The following is an 18,949-nucleotide window of genomic DNA, read 5'->3' as shown; positions in this document are numbered from 1 at the left end:
GACCTGTATTGTTCAGTGCGTTCCCGGGCGATTAGCTCAGTGGGAGAGCGCTTCGTTCACACCGAAGAGGTCACTGGTTCGAACCCAGTATCGCCCACCGGGAGAACCGGCCCGCCGTACGGCGGGCCGGTTTTTCGCTGTTCCCGCCGTGTCCTCAGGCCGCCGCCGGCAGGTCCGGACGCAGCGGCCACGCCGGGTCCACCGCCTCCTCCGTGCCACTGGCCGCGAACCACGCCTGCAGCCCCCGCGCCTGTGCCGCGTGCCACACCGCCTGGAGCGTGTGCAGCTCGGCGGGGGAGAGGCGCTCCAGCCGCCCCGCGAACCGGTGCCCCACCGCCCGTACCACCTCCAGCGCCGCCTGCGCGTCGGCCGCCGCGTCGTGCGCCCCCTCCAGCGGGACGCCGTAGTGCGCGCACAGGGCGGTGAGGGTGCGGCGGCCCTTGCGGTAGCGGTCCAGGTGTTTGTCGAGCACCCGCGGATCGAGGACGTGCAGCGGCGTCCGCTCCAGCCAGCGCCCCAGCGACGAGGCGCGATGACGCCGCAACTCCCGGTCGAGGAGCGTCAGGTCGAACGGCGCGTTCATCACCACCAGCGGCCGCCCCGTCCGGGCCTGCTCCGCCAGCGTCTCCGCCACCTCGTACATCACCGGCGCCGGCCAGCGGCCGTTGCGCCGCAGATGCTCCTCCGTCAGCCCGTGCACCGCGGTCGCCGCCTCGGGCACCGGAACGCCCGGGTTGACCAGCCAGCGGCTGACCCGCGGCCGGAGGCCCGGGGCGTCCTGGACGACGACGGCGGCCGACACGATCCGGTCGGTCTCGACGTCGACACCCGTGGTCTCCGTGTCGAACGCGGCCAGGGGTCCTTCGTACCAGCCCGTCATACCACCACAACCCCTCGATCACCCTCGGCAGTTGACGTTCCGTCCGCTGCCCGCTCGGGTGATACCCGGGCTGTTTGCGCCGTACGCCGGAAGGACACAACAGAAGTGTGGGTCCTCGCAGTTCAGCGGCCCACGGCGCGAACACACCAGTTCTGGAGGGCTGCCCGCTCATGGCCGTAGCGCAGCCCGAACGGGGCGGGCTGCTGCCCGAGCGCACGGCGCCCGTCCGCGGGTCCCTCGCCGTCACCGCCTGCATGGAGACGCTCCAGGTCGGCTATCTGCACGCGGTCGCCGCGGCGGCCGGCTGCTCACTGTCCCAGCCGTTCCCCGACAACGGCGTCGACTGGCACGTCAGCCACAGCGCCCCCGGGCACACCGTCGACGACGAGGTCACCATCAAGGTGCAGCTCAAGGCGACGTACCAGATCCCGCCGGACCCGCCGGGCCGCTCCTTCTCCTTCACGCTCGACAACGCGCACCTGGCGAAACTCGCCCGCACCCCGGTCTCGGTCCACAAGATCCTCGTCGTGATGATCGTCCCCCGCTCCCAGGACCAGTGGCTGCGGGCCGGCCACGACCGCCTCGACCTCAGACACTGCTGCTACTGGATCAACCTGGCCGGACATCCCGTCACCGGCCGGCACCGCACCACCGTGCGGGTGCCGACCGCGCGCGTCTTCGACGACCGGGCGCTGTGCGAGATCATGACGCGGGTCGGGACGGGAGGGAGACCATGACGCACCGCCCCGCCGGCCGGCCACTGCGGCCGGTGCGCCCGCACCCCGCCGCTTCCTGGGACGGCCCGCCGCCCGCCCCGGCCGACGTCGACCCGGCCGTACTCGCCGCCCTGCTGCGCCGGCACGGCTGGCAGCGCCGCGGCGGCGCCCCCGGACGCTACGGCCGCTGGACCCCGCCGGGCCCGGCCGGCGCCGCCACCAGCCTGCTGGTGCCCGAGAGCCGGGCCTTTCCCGACAGCGACGACCTGCTGGCCGAGGCCCTGCTGGCCCTCACCCGCGCGGGCACCCCGTCCGCCCGCGAGGTGCTGCTCGGCCTCGCGGTGCCCAGCGACGAGATCCACTGGTGGCGGGAGGCACCGGCCGGACCCGGCGAGACCACCGCGTGGACCGCGGCGGAACAGCTGCGCACCGCCGCCCGCCGCATGCTGCTCGCCGGCGCGCTCGCCACCCACGCGCGGGCCGGCTACTACGGCGCCCGGCACCGCCGCGCCGCCGCCGAGACCCTGGCCGGCGTCCTGGTCGGCCCCGCCCCCGGCGGCCACCGCCTCACCGCGCGCCTGCCCGTCTCCACCGGCCGCCCCCTCGCCGTCCGCCTCCACCAGGCCCTCCACGCGGCCCGCGAGGCCGTCGACTACCAGCGGGCCACCGGCGGCCTGGACGCCTTCGACACCGCCGTCGGGGCCGGCGTCAGCCATGAACTCACCGAGGCGCTCGTCGCCCTCGTCCAGGGCACCGAGGGCGCCCGGATCGCCGTCGACTGGGCCCCGGCGGCCGGGGCCCCCGAGGGCCGTGCCGCCCCCGCCGAGCCCGTCGAGTTCTCGCCCGGAGACCTGCCCGTCCTGCGCGAGGCCGGCGCCCGCTACCTGCGCGCCGAACCCTCCGTACCGGTGCGTCTCACCGGCACCGTCGTCCGGATGCGCAGGTCGGGACCGCGCGGCGCGGGCACCGTACGGCTGCGGGTGCTGTCCGGCGCCGACGTCCCGCACGTCCGGATCGCCCTCGACGAGGACGCGTACCGTATCGCCGGCCACGCCCACCTCGTCGGACTGCCGGTGCGGGTGGACGGCCGGCTGGAGAGCCGGGGCGGCTTCCGCCGGCTCAGCGGCGCGGGCGGGGTCGTGCCCGTGCAGGTGGACGACGCCGACCGGGACCGGATGCTCAAGGCCCTCCAGGAGGACCTCGACTTCTTCGAGGAGGCCTGCGCCGGCGACTGAGCCGGGTATCTGTTTCGCCCGCGGAGGGGACGGGTCGGTACGATCGCCCTCATGCGTGCGCTCCGGTATGGCGCCGCGACCCACTTCAGTCAGGAGAGACCGGTGTCAGACGTCCGTGTGATCATCCAACGCGATTCCGAGCGGGAAGAACGCGTGGTGACGACGGGCACCACGGCCGCCGACCTCTTCCCCGGCGAGCGCTCGATCGTCGCCGCCCGCGTGGACGGCGAGCTGAAGGACCTCGCGTACGAGGTGCGGGACGGCGAGACCGTCGAGGGCGTCGAGATCTCCTCCGAGGACGGCCTCAACATCCTGCGCCACTCCACCGCGCACGTCATGGCACAGGCGGTGCAGGAGCTGTTCCCCGAGGCGAAGCTGGGCATCGGCCCGCCCATCCGGGACGGCTTCTACTACGACTTCGACGTCAAGGAGCCCTTCACCCCGGAGGACCTCAAGCGCGTCGAGAAGAAGATGCAGGAGATCCAGAAGCGGGGCCAGCGCTTCTCCCGCCGGGTCACCAGTGACGACGCCGCCCGCGAGGAGCTGGCCGACGAGCCGTACAAGCTGGAGCTGATCGGCCTCAAGGGCAACGCCGCGCAGGCCGCCGACGGCGCCGACGCGGAGGTGGGCGGCGGTGAGCTGACCATCTACGACAACCTCGACGCCAAGACCGGCGAGCTGTGCTGGAAGGACCTGTGCCGCGGCCCGCACCTGCCGACCACCCGGAACATCCCGGCGTTCAAGCTGATGCGCTCCGCCGCCGCCTACTGGCGCGGCAGCGAGAAGAACCCGCAGCTCCAGCGGATCTACGGCACCGCCTGGCCGTCCAAGGACGAGCTGAAGGCGCACCTGGACTTCCTCGCCGAGGCCGAGAAGCGCGACCACCGCAAGCTCGGCGCCGAGCTGGACCTGTTCTCCTTCCCCGACGAGCTGGGCCCCGGCCTCGCGGTCTTCCACCCCAAGGGCGGTGTGATCCGCAAGGTCATGGAGGACTACTCGCGCCGCCGGCACGAGGTCTCCGGGTACGAGTTCGTGAACACCCCGCACATCTCGAAGGAGCACCTGTTCGAGATCTCCGGGCACCTGCCGCACTACGCGGAGGGCATGTTCCCGCCCATCCAGTTCGACGAGCAGAACTACCGCCTCAAGGCGATGAACTGCCCGATGCACAACCTGATCTTCAAGTCGCGCGGCCGTTCCTACCGTGAACTGCCCCTGCGCCTCTTCGAGTTCGGGACCGTGTACCGGTACGAGAAGTCGGGCGTGGTGCACGGCCTGACCCGCTCGCGCGGCTTCACCCAGGACGACTCGCACATCTACTGCACCAAGGAGCAGATGCCCCAGGAGCTGGACACGCTCCTGACCTTCGTGCTCGACCTGCTGCGGGACTACGGCCTGACCGAGTTCGAGCTGGAGCTGTCCACCCGCGACGACTCCGACAAGTTCATCGGCTCGGACGAGGACTGGGAGGAGGCCACCGAGGCCCTGCGCCAGGCCGCCGAGAAGCAGAACCTCCCGCTGGTCCCGGACCCGGGCGGCGCCGCCTACTACGGGCCGAAGATCTCCGTGCAGGCCAAGGACGCGATCGGCCGCTCCTGGCAGATGTCCACCCTCCAGGTCGACTTCAACCAGCCCAAGCGGTTCGGCCTGGAGTACACCGCCGCGGACGGCTCCCGCCAGCAGCCGGTCATGCTGCACCGCGCGTTGTTCGGCTCCATCGAGCGGTTCTTCGGCGTCCTGCTTGAGCACTACGCCGGTGCCTTCCCGGCGTGGCTGGCGCCCGTCCAGGCGCTCGGCATCCCGATCGGCGACGCGCACGTGCCCTACCTCCAGGAGTTCGCGGAGAAGGCGCGGGCGGCGGGGCTGCGCGTCGAGGTCGACGCGTCCTCGGACCGTATGCAGAAGAAGATCCGCAACGCCCAGAAGCAGAAGGTGCCGTTCATGGTCATCGCGGGCGACGAGGACATGGCGGCCGGCGCCGTCTCCTTCCGCTACCGCGACGGCTCCCAGGAGAACGGCATCCCCGTCGAGGACGCCATCGCGAAGATCGCCAAGGTCGTCGAGGAGCGCACGCAGGTCTGACCGGCCGACCTGCCGACGGCGAGGCCCCCGGGCAACCGGGGGCCTTTCCCGTCGCCTAAGGCGGACGCCATATGCTGCACGCATGACGAGTGAGCCGGAGCAGCAGTTGGGAGTGGGGACGCAGGACGCGTTCCAGCGCCTGTGGACGCCCCACCGGATGGCGTACATCCAGGGCGAGAACAAGCCGAGCGGCCCGGGCGCCGACGACGGCTGTCCCTTCTGCTCGATCCCGGCCGCGTCCGACGAGGACGGCCTGGTCGTCCGGCGCGGCGAGCACGTCTACGCGGTGCTCAACCTCTACCCGTACAACGGCGGCCACCTGATGGCCGTGCCCTACCGGCACGTCGCCGACTACACCGAGCTGACGGGCGAGGAGACCGCCGAGCTGGCCGAGCTGACCAAGCAGGCGATGACGGCCCTGCGTACCGCCTCCGGCGCCCACGGCTTCAACATCGGCATGAACCAGGGCTCGGTGGCCGGCGCGGGCATCGCCGCCCACCTCCACCAGCACGTCGTGCCCCGCTGGGGCGGCGACACCAACTTCATGCCGGTGGTCGGCCACACCAAGGTGCTGCCGCAGCTGCTGGGCGACACCCGCAAGATGCTGGCGGAGGCGTGGCCGACGGCGTAGCCGCCGGACCGGGCCTCCGCGTCGGACCAGGGCCTACGCGTTGTACGTGTCGGCCTTCCCCGGCGTCGGGTCCTGCACCGCCCCGCTGAGGAACGCCGACCGCGCGCCGAACTTCTCCGTGTTCACGCCGTTCTCCTCCAGCACCTTGATCGCCGCCCGGTGCACCACCCGCAGCACCGGCGTCGCCGCCCGCAGCGCGTCGTCGGCCATGAACCGGTGCCGCCACGGCTGGTCGGCCCAGGCGTGCCGCAGGCCGAACGGCTCGGGCAGCGAGATCGTGCCGCCCAGCCAGTTCAGCGCCGGCGTGTAGAAGGTCAACGGGGCGCGGACGGCCAGCCGTACCACTTCCTGGGTGTTGACCAGCGGGAGCATCACCTTGCGGGTCTCCCACGGCTTGAACGACTTGGTGACCGTCTTGGAGGGAGCCGAGGGACCGCCCATGAACAGGCCGTTCACCGGACCCAGGGCGTGGCCGGTGACCTCGATCCGCAGTGTCGAGTGCAGCACCGTCACCGTGATCATCATGGTGATGATCAGCTGCCCGTCCCACAGGGTCCACTGCACGCCCAGGTAGTGCCGGTCGCCGGCGCCGAACTGCTGGTTGTTGCAGATCTCCTGGATGGCGTGCGGCTTGACCTGGTACGCCTCGACGTCCGCGCCCTCCGGACGGGACACCGCTCCCGCGCCCTCCGCGATCGGCGTGACGATCCAGTGCCGGACCGACGGCTTGGTGAAGCCGTTGGTGTTCAGCGGGCCGCGCTCCAGCTGGCTGAGCTGGTCGTGGATGGACCGTATGACGTCCCAGCTGCGGAACGGGTGGATCTCCCGGGCCGGGTCCGCCGGGAGCAGCTCCTCGGCCAGCTGCCAGCTGCCCCAGCGGGTGCCCATGCCGAGGATGCCCTTGGGGCCGGCGTAGAAGACCGAGTTGGACTGCTGCTCGGCGCCCAGCCTGGCCAGCGACTGGCGCAGCTGCTCGGCGGCGGTCTCGTTGGGGTTGCTGGGCACCGCCTCCGGGATCTTGGCGGCGACGCTGGCGCCCTTGACCAGGCTGCCCCAGCGCTCCCTGAGGTCCTTCGCCGTGCTCTCGCAGATCCGCTTGGCCCAGAACCAGCCGACGACCGGCATCACGGCCGCCAGCCGCCCGTACCAGCCCCAGAAACCGCCGAACGGCATCTTGAGGACGAAGAGCACGGCCAGCGCGCCCACCGCGACGAGCACGGCGGTGCCGAGGGCGCCGGCCTGCTTGTTCTCCGACTTGGCGACCGTGCTGCGGATCTGGAAGACGAGCAGCCAGACCAGCAGACCGGGCAGGAAGAGCAGCCCGCACACCGCCATGACGGCGGTCAGCTTCCGGTCGCGCTCCTTGCGGATGCGGTTGGCCGCCAGACAGTGCTCGACGACGACCTGCGGCTCGGTGCCGAAGGACTGGATGAGGGGCTTGCGCCCGCTGCCCAGCATGCGGCCGACCACCGCCTGGGCGAACGCCTCGCCCAGGTTGGGCTTGAAGATCGTGGCCCAGGAACGGCCCGCGTTGACGGCCGTCTGGTGCCATTCGTTGTCGGCCTTCTTGATGTCCTCCACGGGACTGTCCCGGTAGGCCGCCGACGCCAGCGCCAAGGTGGCCGTCTGGCTCGCGTCTCCCGTCCGGGGCACCTGAGGCCCGAAGAAGTCCGCGTAACCGCCGTCGGTCATTCCCGCCCCCAGATCGAAGCCGCTCTCGCTCAAGCGGCTTTCCCGACTTCCGTGCTCCGCACACCTGTTGATCAGGTCATCAGCGTATCTCCCGGCGCGGGTGCCCGTCGGCGGACGGTGCGAACCGCCCGCCGGTCTGGAGCGCGGCACGGGGCGCGCGGACCGCCGGAGTGCGCCCGGCGCTGGTCAGCCGCCGCCTCGCGCCTCTTGCCCGACCCGCGCCGCGACCTGCGGCGGCATCGGCTCGTGCCGCGCGTAGCGGCGGTCGAAACGGGCCGTGCCGTGCGAGAGGGAGCGCAGGTCCACCGCGTACCGGCCGATCTCGATCTCCGGCACCTCGGCCCGTACCAGGGTGCGTCGGCCCGCCGTCTGCTCGGTGCCGAGCACCCGGCCGCGCCGCCCGGACAGGTCGCTCATCACCGCGCCCACGTAGTCGTCGCCGACCAGCACACCGACCTCGGCCACCGGTTCCAGCAGACGGATCTCGGCGTCGGCGGCGGCCTCCCGCAGCGCCAGCGCGCCGGCCGTCTGGAAGGCGGCGTCGGAGGAGTCCACCGAGTGCGCCTTGCCGTCCACCAGCGTGACCCGCACGTCGATCAGCGGATGGCCCGCGGCGACGCCCTTGGCGGCCTGCGCGCGCACGCCCTTCTCGACGGACGGGACGAACTGCCGGGGCACCGCGCCGCCGACCACCTTGTCGACGAACTCGATGCCCGAGCCGCCCGGCAGCGGCTCCACCTCGATCTCGCAGATGGCGTACTGCCCGTGCCCGCCGGACTGCTTGACGTGCCGCCCGCGTCCGGCCGCCTTCGCACCGAACGTCTCCCGCAGCGCCACCCGGTGCGGTACGACGTCGACCTGGACGCCGTACCGGCCGCGCAGCCGCTCCAGCGCGACGTCCGCGTGCGCCTCGCCCAGGCACCACAGCACCACCTGGTGGGTGTCCTGGTTCTGCTCCACGCGCATCGTCGGGTCCTCGGCGACCAGGCGGGCCAGTCCCTGGGAGAGCTTGTCCTCGTCGGCTTTGCTGTGCGCCTGGATGGCGAGCGGCAGCAGCGGGTCGGGCATCTGCCACGGCTCCATCAGCAGCGGGTCGTCCTTCGCGGACAGCGTGTCGCCGGTCTCCGCGCGGGCCAGCTTCGCCACGCACGCCAGATCGCCCGCGATGACGTGGGAGACCGGCCGCTGCTGCTTGCCGAAGGGCGTGGACAGGGCGCCGATGCGCTCGTCGACGTCATGGTCCTCGTGCCCGCGGTCGGCCAGACCGTGCCCGGAGACGTGCACCGTCTGGTCGGCGCGCAGGGTGCCGGAGAACACCCTGACCAGCGAGATCCGGCCGACGTACGGATCGGAGGACGTCTTGACGACCTCCGCGGCCAGTGACTCGTCGGGATCGCACGGCCGCAGCGCGCGGGTCCGGCCGTCGGGGGTGGTCACCCGGGGCGCCTCGCGCTCCAGCGGCGTCGGGAAGCCGCGGGTGATCAGCTCCAGCAGTTCCACCGTGCCCAGGCCCTGCCGGGCGCCCCCGGCGGCGGGGGCGGCGGCGAGGACGGGGAAGAACACCCCGCGCGCCACGGCCCGCTCCAGGTCCTGGATCAGCGTCTTGACGTCGACCGGTTCGCCGCCCAGATAGCGGTCCATGAGGGTCTCGTCCTCGCTCTCCGCGATGACCCCCTCGATCAGCCGGTCGCGGGCCTCCTCGATCAGCGGCAGCTGGTCCTCGCCCGGCTCGGACTCCTTGCGCTCGCCGGTCGAGTAGTCGAACAGCTTCTGCGTCAGCAGGCCGATCAGACCGGTCACGGGCGCGTGTCCGTCGGGCTGCCGCGGTCCGCGCAGCGGCAGGTAGAGCGGCAGTACGGCGTCGGGGTCGTCGGCCCCGAACGCCTCGGCGCAGATCCGGGTCGTCTCCTCGAAGCCGGCCCGCGCGGCCTCCAGGTGCGTGATCACGAGGGCGCGCGGCATGCCGACGGCCGCGCACTCCTCCCACACCATGCGCGTCGAGCCGTCCACGCCGTCCGAGGCCGAGACGACGAAGAGGGCCGCGTCCGCCGCCCGCAGACCGGCCCTCAGCTCACCGACGAAGTCGGCGTACCCGGGGGTGTCGAGGAGGTTCACCTTGATGCCGTCCCAGGTGACGGGGACCAGCGAGAGCTGCACGGAGCGTTGCTGCCGGTGTTCGATCTCGTCGTAGTCGGAGACGCAGCCGCCGTCCTCGACGCGGCCCGCCCGGTTCAGCGCCCCCGCGGTCAGCGCGAGGGCCTCCACCAGAGTCGTCTTGCCCGATCCGGAGTGGCCGACCAGCACCACGTTCCGTACGGACGCGGGATGGTCGGCCGCCTGTGCCCTGCCGGCGGCTCCGGGATGTGTGTGTGCCTTGTCGCCCATAACCCTGCCTCCCGTGCACGGTGAGGTCACTGTGGGCGCGGACACGCGTCGGCCGCGTGCGAGCGGCTCCTGCGACGCCCGCGGTCCTTCGAGCTTTCCACTCCCGTCACGCCGCGTCCATACGAAGGACGACGAGGGGCCCGGCCCCGCCGCGCGCCCGGCCCCGGCCGGCGGTCCGGGTGCCCGTCCGTCGCCCACGCGCGCGCGTGGCTACGATGGGCCAGCCGGTGGCCAGCAGGGGCCGCGCGGCGACACCGACCGTCGGGAAGGCCATGCTGAACAAGTACGCGCGTGCATTCTTCACGCGTGTCCTCACACCGTTCGCCGCGTTTCTCATCCGCCGGGGGGTCAGCCCGGACACGGTCACGCTCATCGGGACCGCGGGTGTGGTCGCGGGGGCGCTGGTCTTCTACCCCAGGGGCGAGTTCTTCTGGGGCACGGTGGTGATCACCCTCTTCGTCTTCTCCGACCTGGTCGACGGGAACATGGCCCGCCAGCTCGGCCGCTCCAGCCGCTGGGGCGCCTTCCTGGACTCGACCCTCGACCGGGTCGCCGACGGGGCGATCTTCGGCGGCTTCGCGCTCTGGTACGCGGGCGGCGGCGACGACGGCATGCTGTGCGCCGTCTCGATCTTCTGCCTGGCCAGCGGCCAGGTGGTGTCGTACACCAAGGCGCGCGGTGAGTCGATCGGCCTGCCGGTCGCCGTCAACGGACTGGTGGAGCGCGCCGAGCGGCTCGTCATCTCCCTGGTCGCGGCCGGCCTCGCGGGCCTGCACGCGTTCGGCGTGCCCGGCATCCAGTACCTGCTGCCCGTCGCCCTGTGGATCGTCGCCGTCGGCAGCCTCGTCACGCTGATCCAGCGGGTCGTCACGGTCCGCCGGGAGTCCGCCGAGGCGGAGGCCGCGGCCGCGCGCGAGGCGCAGGGGAGCGAGGCGGCCAAGTGAGCGCCCAGGAGCGGCTGACCGACGCGCTGTACGGCGCCGGCTGGAGCACCGTGAAGAAGCTCCCCGAGCCCGTCGCGGCACGGCTCGGCCGCACCGCCGCGGACCTCGCCTGGAAGCGGCGCGGCCAGGGCGTGCTGCGGCTGGAGCGCAACTACGCGCGCGTGGTGCCCGGCGCGAGCCCCGAGCGGCTCGCGGCGCTCTCCCGCGCGGGGATGCGTTCGTACCTGCGGTACTGGATGGAGTCCTTCCGGCTGCCCGCCTGGAGCCGCGAGCGGATCGCGGCCGGCGTCACCGTCAAGGACCTGCACCACCTCACGGAGGCCATGGACGCGGGCAAGGGCGTGGTGGTCGCCCTGCCGCACCTGGCCAACTGGGACCTCGCCGGCGCCTGGCTCACCACCGAGCTGGGCATTCCCTTCACCACGGTCGCCGAGCGCCTGAAGCCGGAGACCCTCTACGACCGCTTCGTCGCCTACCGCGAGGGCCTCGGCATGGAGGTCCTGCCGCACACCGGCGGCGCGGCGTTCGGCACGCTGGCCCGGCGGCTGCGGGCCGGCGGCCTGGTCTGCCTGGTCGCCGACCGCGACCTGTCCGCCTCCGGCGTCGAGGTCGAGTTCTTCGGCGAGCCGGCCCGGATGCCGGGCGGCCCGGCGCTGCTCGCCCAGCAGACCGGCGCGGCCCTGCTGCCCGTGACCCTCTGGTACGACGACTCGCCGGTCATGCGGGGCCGGGTCCACCCGCCCGTCGGGGTACCCGAGTCAGGCAACCGGCGCGAGAAGGCGTCCGTCATGACACAGGCGCTGGCCGACGCCTTCGCCACGGGGATCGCCGAACATCCGGAGGACTGGCACATGCTGCAGCGCTTGTGGCTCGCCGACCTCGGCCCCGCGAAGGGGACCTCATGAGGATCGGCATCGTCTGCCCGTACTCCTGGGACGTGCCGGGCGGCGTCCAGTTCCACATCCGCGACCTCGCCGAGTACTTCATCCGGCTCGGCCACGAGGTGTCCGTCCTGGCCCCGGCCGACGACGACACCCCGCTGCCGCCCTACGTGGTCTCCGCGGGCCGCGCGGTGCCGGTGCCGTACAACGGCTCGGTGGCCCGGCTGAACTTCGGGTTCCTGAGCGCCGCGCGGGTACGGCGCTGGCTGCACGACGGCGCGTTCGACGTCATCCACATCCACGAGCCGACCTCGCCGTCGCTGGGCCTGCTGGCCTGCTGGGCGGCGCAGGGCCCGATCGTGGCCACGTTCCACACGTCCAACCCGCGCTCCCGCGCGATGATCGCCGCGTACTCCATCCTCCAGGCGGCCCTGGAGAAGATCAGCGCCCGGATCGCGGTGAGCGAGTACGCCCGCCGCACCCTGGTCGAGCACCTGGGCGGCGACGCGGTCGTCATCCCCAACGGCGTCGACGTCGACTTCTTCGCCAAGGCCGAGCCCCGGCCCGAGTGGCAGGGCGGCACCATCGGCTTCATCGGCCGCATCGACGAGCCCCGCAAGGGCCTGCCGGTGCTGATGAAGGCCCTGCCGAAGATCCTCGCCGCCCGCCCGGGGACCCGGCTGCTGATCGCCGGCCGCGGTGACGAGGAGGAGGCGGTCGCCTCGCTGCCCGCCGGGCTGCGCGACCGGGTGGAGTTCCTCGGCATGGTCAGCGACGAGGACAAGGCCCGCTTCCTGCGCAGCGTCGACCTGTACGTGGCCCCCAACACCGGCGGCGAGAGCTTCGGGATCATCCTGGTCGAGGCGATGTCCGCGGGCGCTCCCGTGCTCGCCTCCGACCTCGACGCCTTCGCCCAGGTCCTGGACCGGGGCGCGGCCGGTGAGCTGTTCCCCAACGAGGACGCCGAGGCGCTGGCCGCGACCGCCGTACGGCTCCTGGAGGACCCGGCGCGGCTGGCGGAACTGCGGGCGCGGGGCAGCGCGCACGTGCGGCGCTTCGACTGGTCGACGGTCGGCGCGGACATCATGTCCGTCTACGAGACGGTGACGGCGGGCGCGGCGGCGGTGGCGGCGGACGAGCGGGCGACGGGGCTGCGGGCCCGGTTCGGGCTCGCCCGCGATTGAGCGGGAGGGGAGCCCGCGGTGCCGCACGGCCGAGCCCGGCTCTCCAGCCCGTCCGGTGTTCGCGGACGAGGCCGCTCGGCCCGGCACGGCGCCAGGTAAGTTAGCGCAGCGTGACCGCAACCCTGATCTGGATCGCCGTGGCCCTCGTGGCGATCGGCCTCTACCTGAGCTGGACGGCGGGCCGTCTCGACCGCCTGCACGCCCGGATCGACGCCGCCCGCGCCGCGCTCGACGCCCAGTTGCTGCGCCGGGCCTCCGTCGCCCAGGAACTGGCCACCTCCGGCGTCCTCGACCCGGCCGCCTCGATCGTCCTGTACGAGGCCGCGCACGCCGCCCGGCAGAGCGAGGAGGAGCAGCGGGAGGTCGCCGAGAGCGAGCTGAGCCAGGCGCTGCGGGCGGTGTTCGGGGACGCGCACCAGGTGGCGGCCCTGCGCGAGGCCCCCGGCGGCGAGGAGGCGGCCGGTGAGCTGACCGAGGCGGTGCGCCGCGTGCCGATGGCCCGCCGCTTCCACAACGACGCCGTGGGCGCCGCCCGGCGGCTGCGCGAGCACCGCAAGGTCCGCTGGTTCCGGCTGGCCGGCCACGCCCCGTTCCCACTGGCCTTCGAGATGGACGACGAGCCGCCGACGGCCCTGGTCGCCCGGGCCGCCTGACCGAAATCGCCGGAAAACGATCCACCGCCTTCCTATTGGCCCTTGCTGTGGCCTGCTCCGTTCACGTTTCCTCAGTGCTGCAGAAACCCTTCATCTCTTCAGCGAGGTCTTCCGTGTCCAGCACCCACTCCGAGAACCAGGCACCCGAGACCGGCACCGCGCGCGTGAAGCGCGGCATGGCCGAGCAGCTCAAGGGCGGCGTGATCATGGATGTCGTCACCCCGGAGCAGGCGAAGATCGCCGAGGACGCGGGTGCCGTCGCGGTCATGGCCCTGGAGCGCGTCCCGGCCGACATCCGCAAGGACGGCGGCGTGGCCCGCATGTCCGACCCGGACATGATCGAGGGCATCATCGGCGCGGTCTCCATCCCGGTGATGGCCAAGTCCCGCATCGGCCACTTCGTCGAGGCGCAGGTCCTGCAGTCCCTCGGCGTCGACTACATCGACGAGTCCGAGGTCCTCACCCCGGCCGACGAGGCCAACCACTCCGACAAGTGGGCGTTCACCACCCCCTTCGTCTGCGGCGCCACCAACCTCGGCGAGGCGCTGCGCCGCATCGCCGAGGGTGCCGCGATGATCCGCTCCAAGGGCGAGGCCGGCACCGGCAACGTCGTCGAGGCGGTGCGCCACCTGCGCCAGATCAAGAACGAGATCGCCCGGCTGCGCGGCTGCGACAACCACGAGCTGTACGCCGCCGCCAAGGAGCTGCGCGCCCCCTACGAACTGGTCAAGGAGGTCGCCGAGCTGGGCAAGCTCCCGGTGGTGCTGTTCTCCGCCGGCGGTGTGGCCACCCCGGCCGACGCCGCCCTGATGCGCCAGCTCGGCGCCGAGGGCGTCTTCGTCGGCTCCGGCATCTTCAAGTCCGGCGACCCGGCCAAGCGTGCCGCCGCCATCGTCAAGGCGACCACCTTCTACGACGACCCCAAGGTCATCGCGGACGCGTCCCGCGACCTCGGCGAGGCCATGGTCGGCATCAACTGCGACACCCTCCCCGAGGCCGAGCGGTACGCCAACCGCGGCTGGTGAGCACCGTGAGCGAGACACCTGTCATCGGCGTCCTCGCCCTCCAGGGCGACGTACGGGAGCACCTCGCCGCCCTGGCCGCGGCCGGCGCCGAGGCCAGGCCCGTACGGCGCCCCGGCGAACTCGCCGAGGTCGACGGCCTGGTCCTGCCAGGCGGCGAGTCCACCACCATCTCCAAACTGGCCGTCCTCTTCGGAGTGATGGAACCCCTCCGCGCGCGCGTGCGGGACGGCCTGCCCGTCTACGGCACCTGCGCCGGCCTGATCCTGCTCGCCGACAAGATCCTCGACCCGCGCTCCGGCCAGGAGACCATCGGCGGCATCGACATGATCGTGCGCCGCAACGCCTTCGGCCGGCAGAACGAGTCCTTCGAGGCGGCGGTCGACATCCAGGGCGTCGACGGCGCTCCTGTGGAGGGCGTCTTCATCCGCGCGCCCTGGGTGGAGTCCGTCGGCGCGGCGGCCGAGGTGCTGGCCGAGCACGACGGCCACATCGTCGCGGTCCGTCAGGGCAACGCGCTGGCCACCTCGTTCCACCCGGAGCTGACCGGGGACCACCGCGTGCACCGCCTGTTCACCGACATGGTGCGCGCCCGGGGCGCGGTGGATGCCTTGTAGGATCTCTGGGGTTCGTTCAGTAGATGGGTTACGCGAAGGAGACAGGCAGATGTCCGGCCACTCTAAATGGGCCACGACGAAGCACAAGAAGGCCGTCATCGATGCCAAGCGTGGCAAGCTCTTCGCGAAGCTGATCAAGAACATCGAGGTCGCGGCCCGCATGGGCGGTGCCGACGTCGACGGCAACCCGACGCTGTACGACGCCATCCAGAAGGCGAAGAAGCAGTCGGTCCCGAACAAGAACATCGACTCCGCGGTCAAGCGCGGCGCCGGTCTCGAAGCCGGTGGCGCCGACTACGAGACGATCATGTACGAGGGCTACGGGCCGAACGGCGTCGCGGTGCTCATCGAGTGCCTGACCGACAACCGCAACCGCGCCGCCTCCGACGTGCGCGTCGCCATGACCCGCAACGGCGGCAACATGGCCGATCCGGGTTCGGTGTCGTACCTGTTCAACCGCAAGGGCGTGGTCATCGTCCCCAAGGGCGAGCTGACCGAGGACGACGTCCTCGGCGCCGTCCTGGACGCGGGCGCCGAGGAGGTCAACGACCTCGGCGAGACCTTCGAGGTGATCAGCGAGGCCACCGACCTGGTCGCGGTCCGCACCGCCCTCCAGGACGCCGGCATCGACTACGAGTCGGCGGACGCCAACTTCGTCCCGACCATGCAGGTCGAGCTGGACGAGGAGGGCGCGCGCAAGATCTTCAAGCTGATCGACGCCCTGGAGGACAGCGACGACGTGCAGAACGTCTTCGCCAACTTCGACGTCAGCGACGAAGTCATGGAGAAGGTCGACGCGTAACGCGCGCACGGGCTCGAACGGGCCGGCGGGACACACCCCGTCGGCCCGTCGCTCTGTCAGTGGCACCCGATAGCCTGCACAAACAGGTGATCGAGGGGAGGGAGCGGCGTGCGCGTACTGGGAGTCGACCCAGGACTGACCCGCTGCGGGGTCGGCGTGGTCGAGGGAGTCGCGGGCCGCCCGCTGACCATGATCGGCGTCGGGGTCGTGCGCACCCCCGCCGACGCGGACCTCGGCCGCCGCCTCGTCGCCGTCGAGCAGGGCATCGAGCAGTGGCTCGACGAGCACCGCCCGGAGTACGTCGCGGTGGAGCGCGTTTTCAGCCAGCACAACGTGCGCACGGTGATGGGCACCGCCCAGGCCAGCGCCGTCGCCATCCTGTGCGCCTCCCGGCGCGGCATCCCCGTCGCCCTGCACACGCCCAGCGAGGTCAAGGCCGCCGTCACCGGCTCGGGACGCGCCGACAAGGCGCAGGTCGGCGCCATGGTGACCCGGCTGCTGCGGCTCGCCGCCCCGCCCAGGCCGGCCGACGCCGCCGACGCCCTCGCCCTCGCGATCTGCCACATCTGGCGGGCTCCCGCGCAGAACCGGCTTCAGCAGGCGGTCGCCCTGCACACCCGCTCCGTACCGAAAGGCCACCCCGCATGATCGCCTTCGTCAGCGGCACGGTCGCCGCCCTCGCCCCCGACGCCGCGGTGGTCGAGGTCGGCGGCGTCGGCATGGCCGTCCAGTGCACGCCGAACACGCTCTCCACGCTGCGCGTCGGCGACCCGGCCAAGCTCGCCACCTCCCTGGTGGTCCGCGAGGACTCCCTCACCCTGTACGGCTTCGCCGACGACGACGAGCGCCAGGTCTTCGAACTGCTCCAGACCGCCAGCGGCGTCGGCCCCCGCCTCGCCCAGGCCATGCTGGCCGTGCACAGCCCCGACGCCCTGCGCCGGGCCGTCTCCACCGGCGACGAGAAGGCGCTGACCGCCGTCCCCGGCATCGGCAAGAAGGGCGCCCAGAAGCTGCTCCTGGAGCTGAAGGACCGCCTCGGCGAGCCGGTCGGCGCCCCCGCCGTCGGCGCCCCGGTCTCCGCCGGCTGGCGCGACCAGCTGCACGCCGCCCTCATCGGCCTCGGGTACGCCACCCGCGAGGCCGACGAGGCCGTGACCGCCGTCACCCCGCAGGCGGAAGCGGCGGGCGGTACGCCCCAGGTGGGCGCGTTGCTCAAGGCGGCCCTGCGGACGCTCAACCGCGCCCGATGACCGCCCGGACAGCCGCCCCGCCGGCTGTCCCCCAGCCGTAGCGACCGTAGCGAGAACCGAGGCAGACCACTCATGAACTGGGACGACGACACCGCCGCCGGCGACACCGGCGCCGCCGCCGAGCGGCTGGTGGGCCCGGCCGCCGACCGCGACGACCAGGCCGTCGAGGCCGCCCTGCGCCCCAAGGACCTGGACGAGTTCATCGGCCAGGAGAAGGTCCGCGAGCAGCTCGACCTCGTCCTGCGCGCCGCCCGCGCGCGCGGCGCCACCGCCGACCACGTGCTCCTCTCCGGCGCCCCCGGCCTCGGCAAGACCACCCTGTCGATGATCATCGCGGCCGAGATGGAGGCCCCGATCCGGATCACCTCCGGGCCCGCCATCCAGCACGCCGGCGACCTCGCCGCGATCCTCTCCTCCCTTCAGGAGGGCGAGGTCCTCTTCCTCGACGAGATCCACCGCATGTCCCGGCCCGCCGAGGAGATGCTCTACATGGCGATGGAGGACTTCCGCGTCGACGTCATCGTCGGCAAGGGCCCCGGCGCCACCGCCATCCCCCTGGAGCTGCCCCCGTTCACCCTGGTCGGCGCCACCACCCGGGCCGGCCTGCTGCCGCCTCCGCTGCGCGACCGCTTCGGCTTCACCGCCCACATGGAGTTCTACGAGCCGGCCGAGCTGCGGCGCGTGATCCACCGCTCGGCCGGCCTCCTCGACGTCGAGATCGACACCGACGGCGCCGCCGAGATCGCCGGCCGCTCCCGCGGCACCCCCCGCATCGCCAACCGCCTGCTGCGCCGGGTCCGGGACTACGCCCAGGTCAAGGCCGACGGCGTGATCACCCGTGACATCGCGGCGGCGGCCCTGGCGGTCTACGAGGTCGACGCCCGCGGCCTGGACCGCCTCGACCGGGCCGTCCTGGAGGCCCTGCTGAAGCTGTTCGGCGGCGGGCCGGTCGGGCTGTCGACGCTGGCGGTGGCGGTGGGGGAGGAGCGCGAGACGGTCGAGGAGGTCGCCGAGCCGTTCCTGGTCCGCGAGGGCCTGCTGGCCCGTACGCCGCGTGGCCGGATCGGCACCCCCGCCGCATGGGCGCACCTCGGTCTCACCCCGCCCGGCTCGGCCGCCGCGGGAAACGGACAAGGGGACCTGTTCGGGGCATGAGAGAGGCCCGGGAGGGGTGCGAGAGGGCCGTGAGAGATCCGTGACGGCGAGGGCATTGGCCCGAGAGGGAACCCCGGTGCCATCCTGTGCGTTGTTCCCTGCGCGCGGACTCGCTTAGACTCCGCCGATGCCGCCCTTGTCGGCTGCGTACGACACCCCCAACCATCAGGCCGCTCACATCGCGGTCGTGTGAAGGAAGTACCGACCCGTGAGTCTCATGACCCTCCTCCCGTTCATCGTGCTCATCGGGGCCATGTTCCTGATGACCCGGTCGGCGAAGAAGAAGCAGCAGCAGGCCGCCGACATGCGGAACCAGATGCAGCCCGGCTCCGGTGTCCGCACCATCGGGGGCATGTACGGCACGGTCAAGGAGGTCAGCGAGGACACGGTCCTCCTCGACGCCGGTCCGGGCGTCGAACTGCTCTTCGCGAAGAACGCCATCGGTGCCGTCCTGAGCGACGACGAGTACAACCGCATCGTCCACGGCATCGAGCACGACCTGAAGTCCGACGAGGACCTCGTCCCGGACGACGCCTCCTCCCTCACCGGGCCCGACGACTCCGCCGCCTCCGACGCCCCCGGCGACAAGGTCGAGCTGGGCAAGAAGGACGAGCCCGCCGCGGACGCCGCGCCCGCCGAGGCGAAGACGGACGAGCCGCTGAAGAAGTCCGAGGGCGACTCCGAGGCGAAGTAACCGTGCCCCGGGGCGCGCGGGCCGTGCCCGCGTGCCCTTGGACATGCGCGGTTCCCGCGGGATCCCGACACCATGTCATGGCCGTCGGCGCACCGACGCGCGAGGCGGCCCGAGAGGGAGTACGAG

Annotated in this window: 18 protein-coding genes and 1 tRNA gene; 16 read left to right on the top strand and 3 right to left on the bottom strand. The window is 72.5% G+C overall.

Annotated elements, in window-relative coordinates; translation table 11 throughout:
- Positions 1 to 25 precede the first annotated feature (25 nt).
- Positions 26 to 97: transfer RNA gene (locus ACZ3IG_RS23840), tRNA-Val, on the top strand.
- A 57-nt stretch (positions 98 to 154) separates the two neighbouring features.
- On the opposite strand, the gene ACZ3IG_RS23835 is transcribed toward ACZ3IG_RS23840, so the two are convergent.
- Positions 155 to 880, bottom strand: coding sequence for an exonuclease domain-containing protein (locus ACZ3IG_RS23835; protein WP_467434538.1), 726 nt, complete (start codon positions 878 to 880; stop codon positions 155 to 157).
- 170 nt (positions 881 to 1,050) lie between these two features.
- On the opposite strand from ACZ3IG_RS23835, the gene ACZ3IG_RS23830 reads away from it, so the two are divergent.
- From ACZ3IG_RS23830 to ACZ3IG_RS23815, 4 genes are all read left to right on the top strand, one after another.
- Positions 1,051 to 1,617: a DUF4365 domain-containing protein gene (locus tag ACZ3IG_RS23830; RefSeq protein WP_467434537.1), complete on the top strand. Its 567-nt coding sequence runs from the start codon at positions 1,051 to 1,053 to the stop codon at positions 1,615 to 1,617.
- Positions 1,614 to 2,831, top strand: coding sequence for a serine/threonine-protein kinase (locus tag ACZ3IG_RS23825; RefSeq protein WP_467434535.1), 1,218 nt, complete (start codon positions 1,614 to 1,616; stop codon positions 2,829 to 2,831). The genes ACZ3IG_RS23830 and ACZ3IG_RS23825 overlap by 4 nt, the downstream gene beginning before the upstream one ends.
- A gap of 102 nt (positions 2,832 to 2,933) precedes the next feature.
- Positions 2,934 to 4,913, top strand: a complete 1,980-nt coding sequence (gene thrS / locus ACZ3IG_RS23820) for a threonine--tRNA ligase (protein WP_467434534.1) — start codon at positions 2,934 to 2,936, stop codon at positions 4,911 to 4,913.
- 82 nt (positions 4,914 to 4,995) lie between these two features.
- A complete protein-coding gene (locus tag ACZ3IG_RS23815) occupies positions 4,996 to 5,544 on the top strand; it encodes an HIT family protein (protein ID WP_467434532.1) in 549 nt (182 codons plus the stop codon).
- Between the two features lie 33 nt (positions 5,545 to 5,577).
- Here ACZ3IG_RS23815 and ACZ3IG_RS23810 read toward each other — a convergent pair whose 3' ends face one another.
- Together ACZ3IG_RS23810 and ACZ3IG_RS23805 are read right to left on the bottom strand one after the other, a co-directional pair.
- Positions 5,578 to 7,236: a hypothetical protein gene (locus ACZ3IG_RS23810; protein ID WP_467434663.1), complete on the bottom strand. Its 1,659-nt coding sequence runs from the start codon at positions 7,234 to 7,236 to the stop codon at positions 5,578 to 5,580.
- A gap of 186 nt (positions 7,237 to 7,422) precedes the next feature.
- Positions 7,423 to 9,621, bottom strand: coding sequence for an elongation factor G-like protein EF-G2 (locus tag ACZ3IG_RS23805; RefSeq protein WP_467434531.1), 2,199 nt, complete (start codon positions 9,619 to 9,621; stop codon positions 7,423 to 7,425).
- Positions 9,622 to 9,836: 215 nt separating this feature from the next.
- On the opposite strand from ACZ3IG_RS23805, the gene pgsA reads away from it, so the two are divergent.
- From pgsA to yajC, 11 genes are all read left to right on the top strand, one after another.
- Entirely contained in the window at positions 9,837 to 10,565 is a 729-nt protein-coding gene (gene pgsA / locus ACZ3IG_RS23800; RefSeq protein WP_467434662.1) for a phosphatidylinositol phosphate synthase, read from the top strand.
- The gene (locus ACZ3IG_RS23795) at positions 10,562 to 11,470 is read left to right on the top strand and encodes a phosphatidylinositol mannoside acyltransferase (protein ID WP_467434529.1); all 909 of its coding nucleotides are present in this window, start codon (positions 10,562 to 10,564) and stop codon (positions 11,468 to 11,470) included. Before pgsA ends, ACZ3IG_RS23795 begins: the two co-directional genes overlap by 4 nt.
- The gene (locus ACZ3IG_RS23790; RefSeq protein WP_467434528.1) at positions 11,467 to 12,630 is read left to right on the top strand and encodes a glycosyltransferase family 4 protein; all 1,164 of its coding nucleotides are present in this window, start codon (positions 11,467 to 11,469) and stop codon (positions 12,628 to 12,630) included. The genes ACZ3IG_RS23795 and ACZ3IG_RS23790 overlap by 4 nt, the downstream gene beginning before the upstream one ends.
- A gap of 110 nt (positions 12,631 to 12,740) precedes the next feature.
- A complete protein-coding gene (locus ACZ3IG_RS23785) occupies positions 12,741 to 13,283 on the top strand; it encodes a LemA family protein (RefSeq protein ID WP_467434527.1) in 543 nt (180 codons plus the stop codon).
- A 113-nt stretch (positions 13,284 to 13,396) separates the two neighbouring features.
- On the top strand, positions 13,397 to 14,308 hold the full coding sequence (gene pdxS / locus ACZ3IG_RS23780; RefSeq protein ID WP_467434526.1) for a pyridoxal 5'-phosphate synthase lyase subunit PdxS: 912 nt from the start codon (positions 13,397 to 13,399) through the stop codon (positions 14,306 to 14,308).
- A gap of 5 nt (positions 14,309 to 14,313) precedes the next feature.
- Positions 14,314 to 14,922: a pyridoxal 5'-phosphate synthase glutaminase subunit PdxT gene (gene pdxT, locus ACZ3IG_RS23775; RefSeq protein WP_467434525.1), complete on the top strand. Its 609-nt coding sequence runs from the start codon at positions 14,314 to 14,316 to the stop codon at positions 14,920 to 14,922.
- Between the two features lie 49 nt (positions 14,923 to 14,971).
- Positions 14,972 to 15,724, top strand: a complete 753-nt coding sequence (locus ACZ3IG_RS23770; RefSeq protein WP_215168641.1) for a YebC/PmpR family DNA-binding transcriptional regulator — start codon at positions 14,972 to 14,974, stop codon at positions 15,722 to 15,724.
- 108 nt (positions 15,725 to 15,832) lie between these two features.
- A complete protein-coding gene (gene ruvC / locus ACZ3IG_RS23765) occupies positions 15,833 to 16,372 on the top strand; it encodes a crossover junction endodeoxyribonuclease RuvC (RefSeq protein WP_467434524.1) in 540 nt (179 codons plus the stop codon).
- Positions 16,369 to 16,974 carry a Holliday junction branch migration protein RuvA gene (ruvA, locus tag ACZ3IG_RS23760; RefSeq protein WP_467434522.1) on the top strand — a complete coding sequence of 202 codons (606 nt, stop codon included), beginning with the start codon at positions 16,369 to 16,371 and terminating at the stop codon, positions 16,972 to 16,974. The genes ruvC and ruvA overlap by 4 nt, the downstream gene beginning before the upstream one ends.
- Positions 16,975 to 17,046: 72 nt before the next feature.
- Positions 17,047 to 18,129 carry a Holliday junction branch migration DNA helicase RuvB gene (gene ruvB / locus ACZ3IG_RS23755; protein WP_467434521.1) on the top strand — a complete coding sequence of 361 codons (1,083 nt, stop codon included), beginning with the start codon at positions 17,047 to 17,049 and terminating at the stop codon, positions 18,127 to 18,129.
- 208 nt (positions 18,130 to 18,337) lie between these two features.
- Positions 18,338 to 18,823, top strand: a complete 486-nt coding sequence (yajC, locus tag ACZ3IG_RS23750) for a preprotein translocase subunit YajC (RefSeq protein WP_467434519.1) — start codon at positions 18,338 to 18,340, stop codon at positions 18,821 to 18,823.
- The last annotated feature ends 126 nt before the right edge of the window (positions 18,824 to 18,949 follow it).

It is taken from the genome of Streptomyces sp. NPDC016677 (genome assembly GCF_055562815.1).
This window is presented reverse-complemented; position numbering and strand designations above follow the sequence as displayed.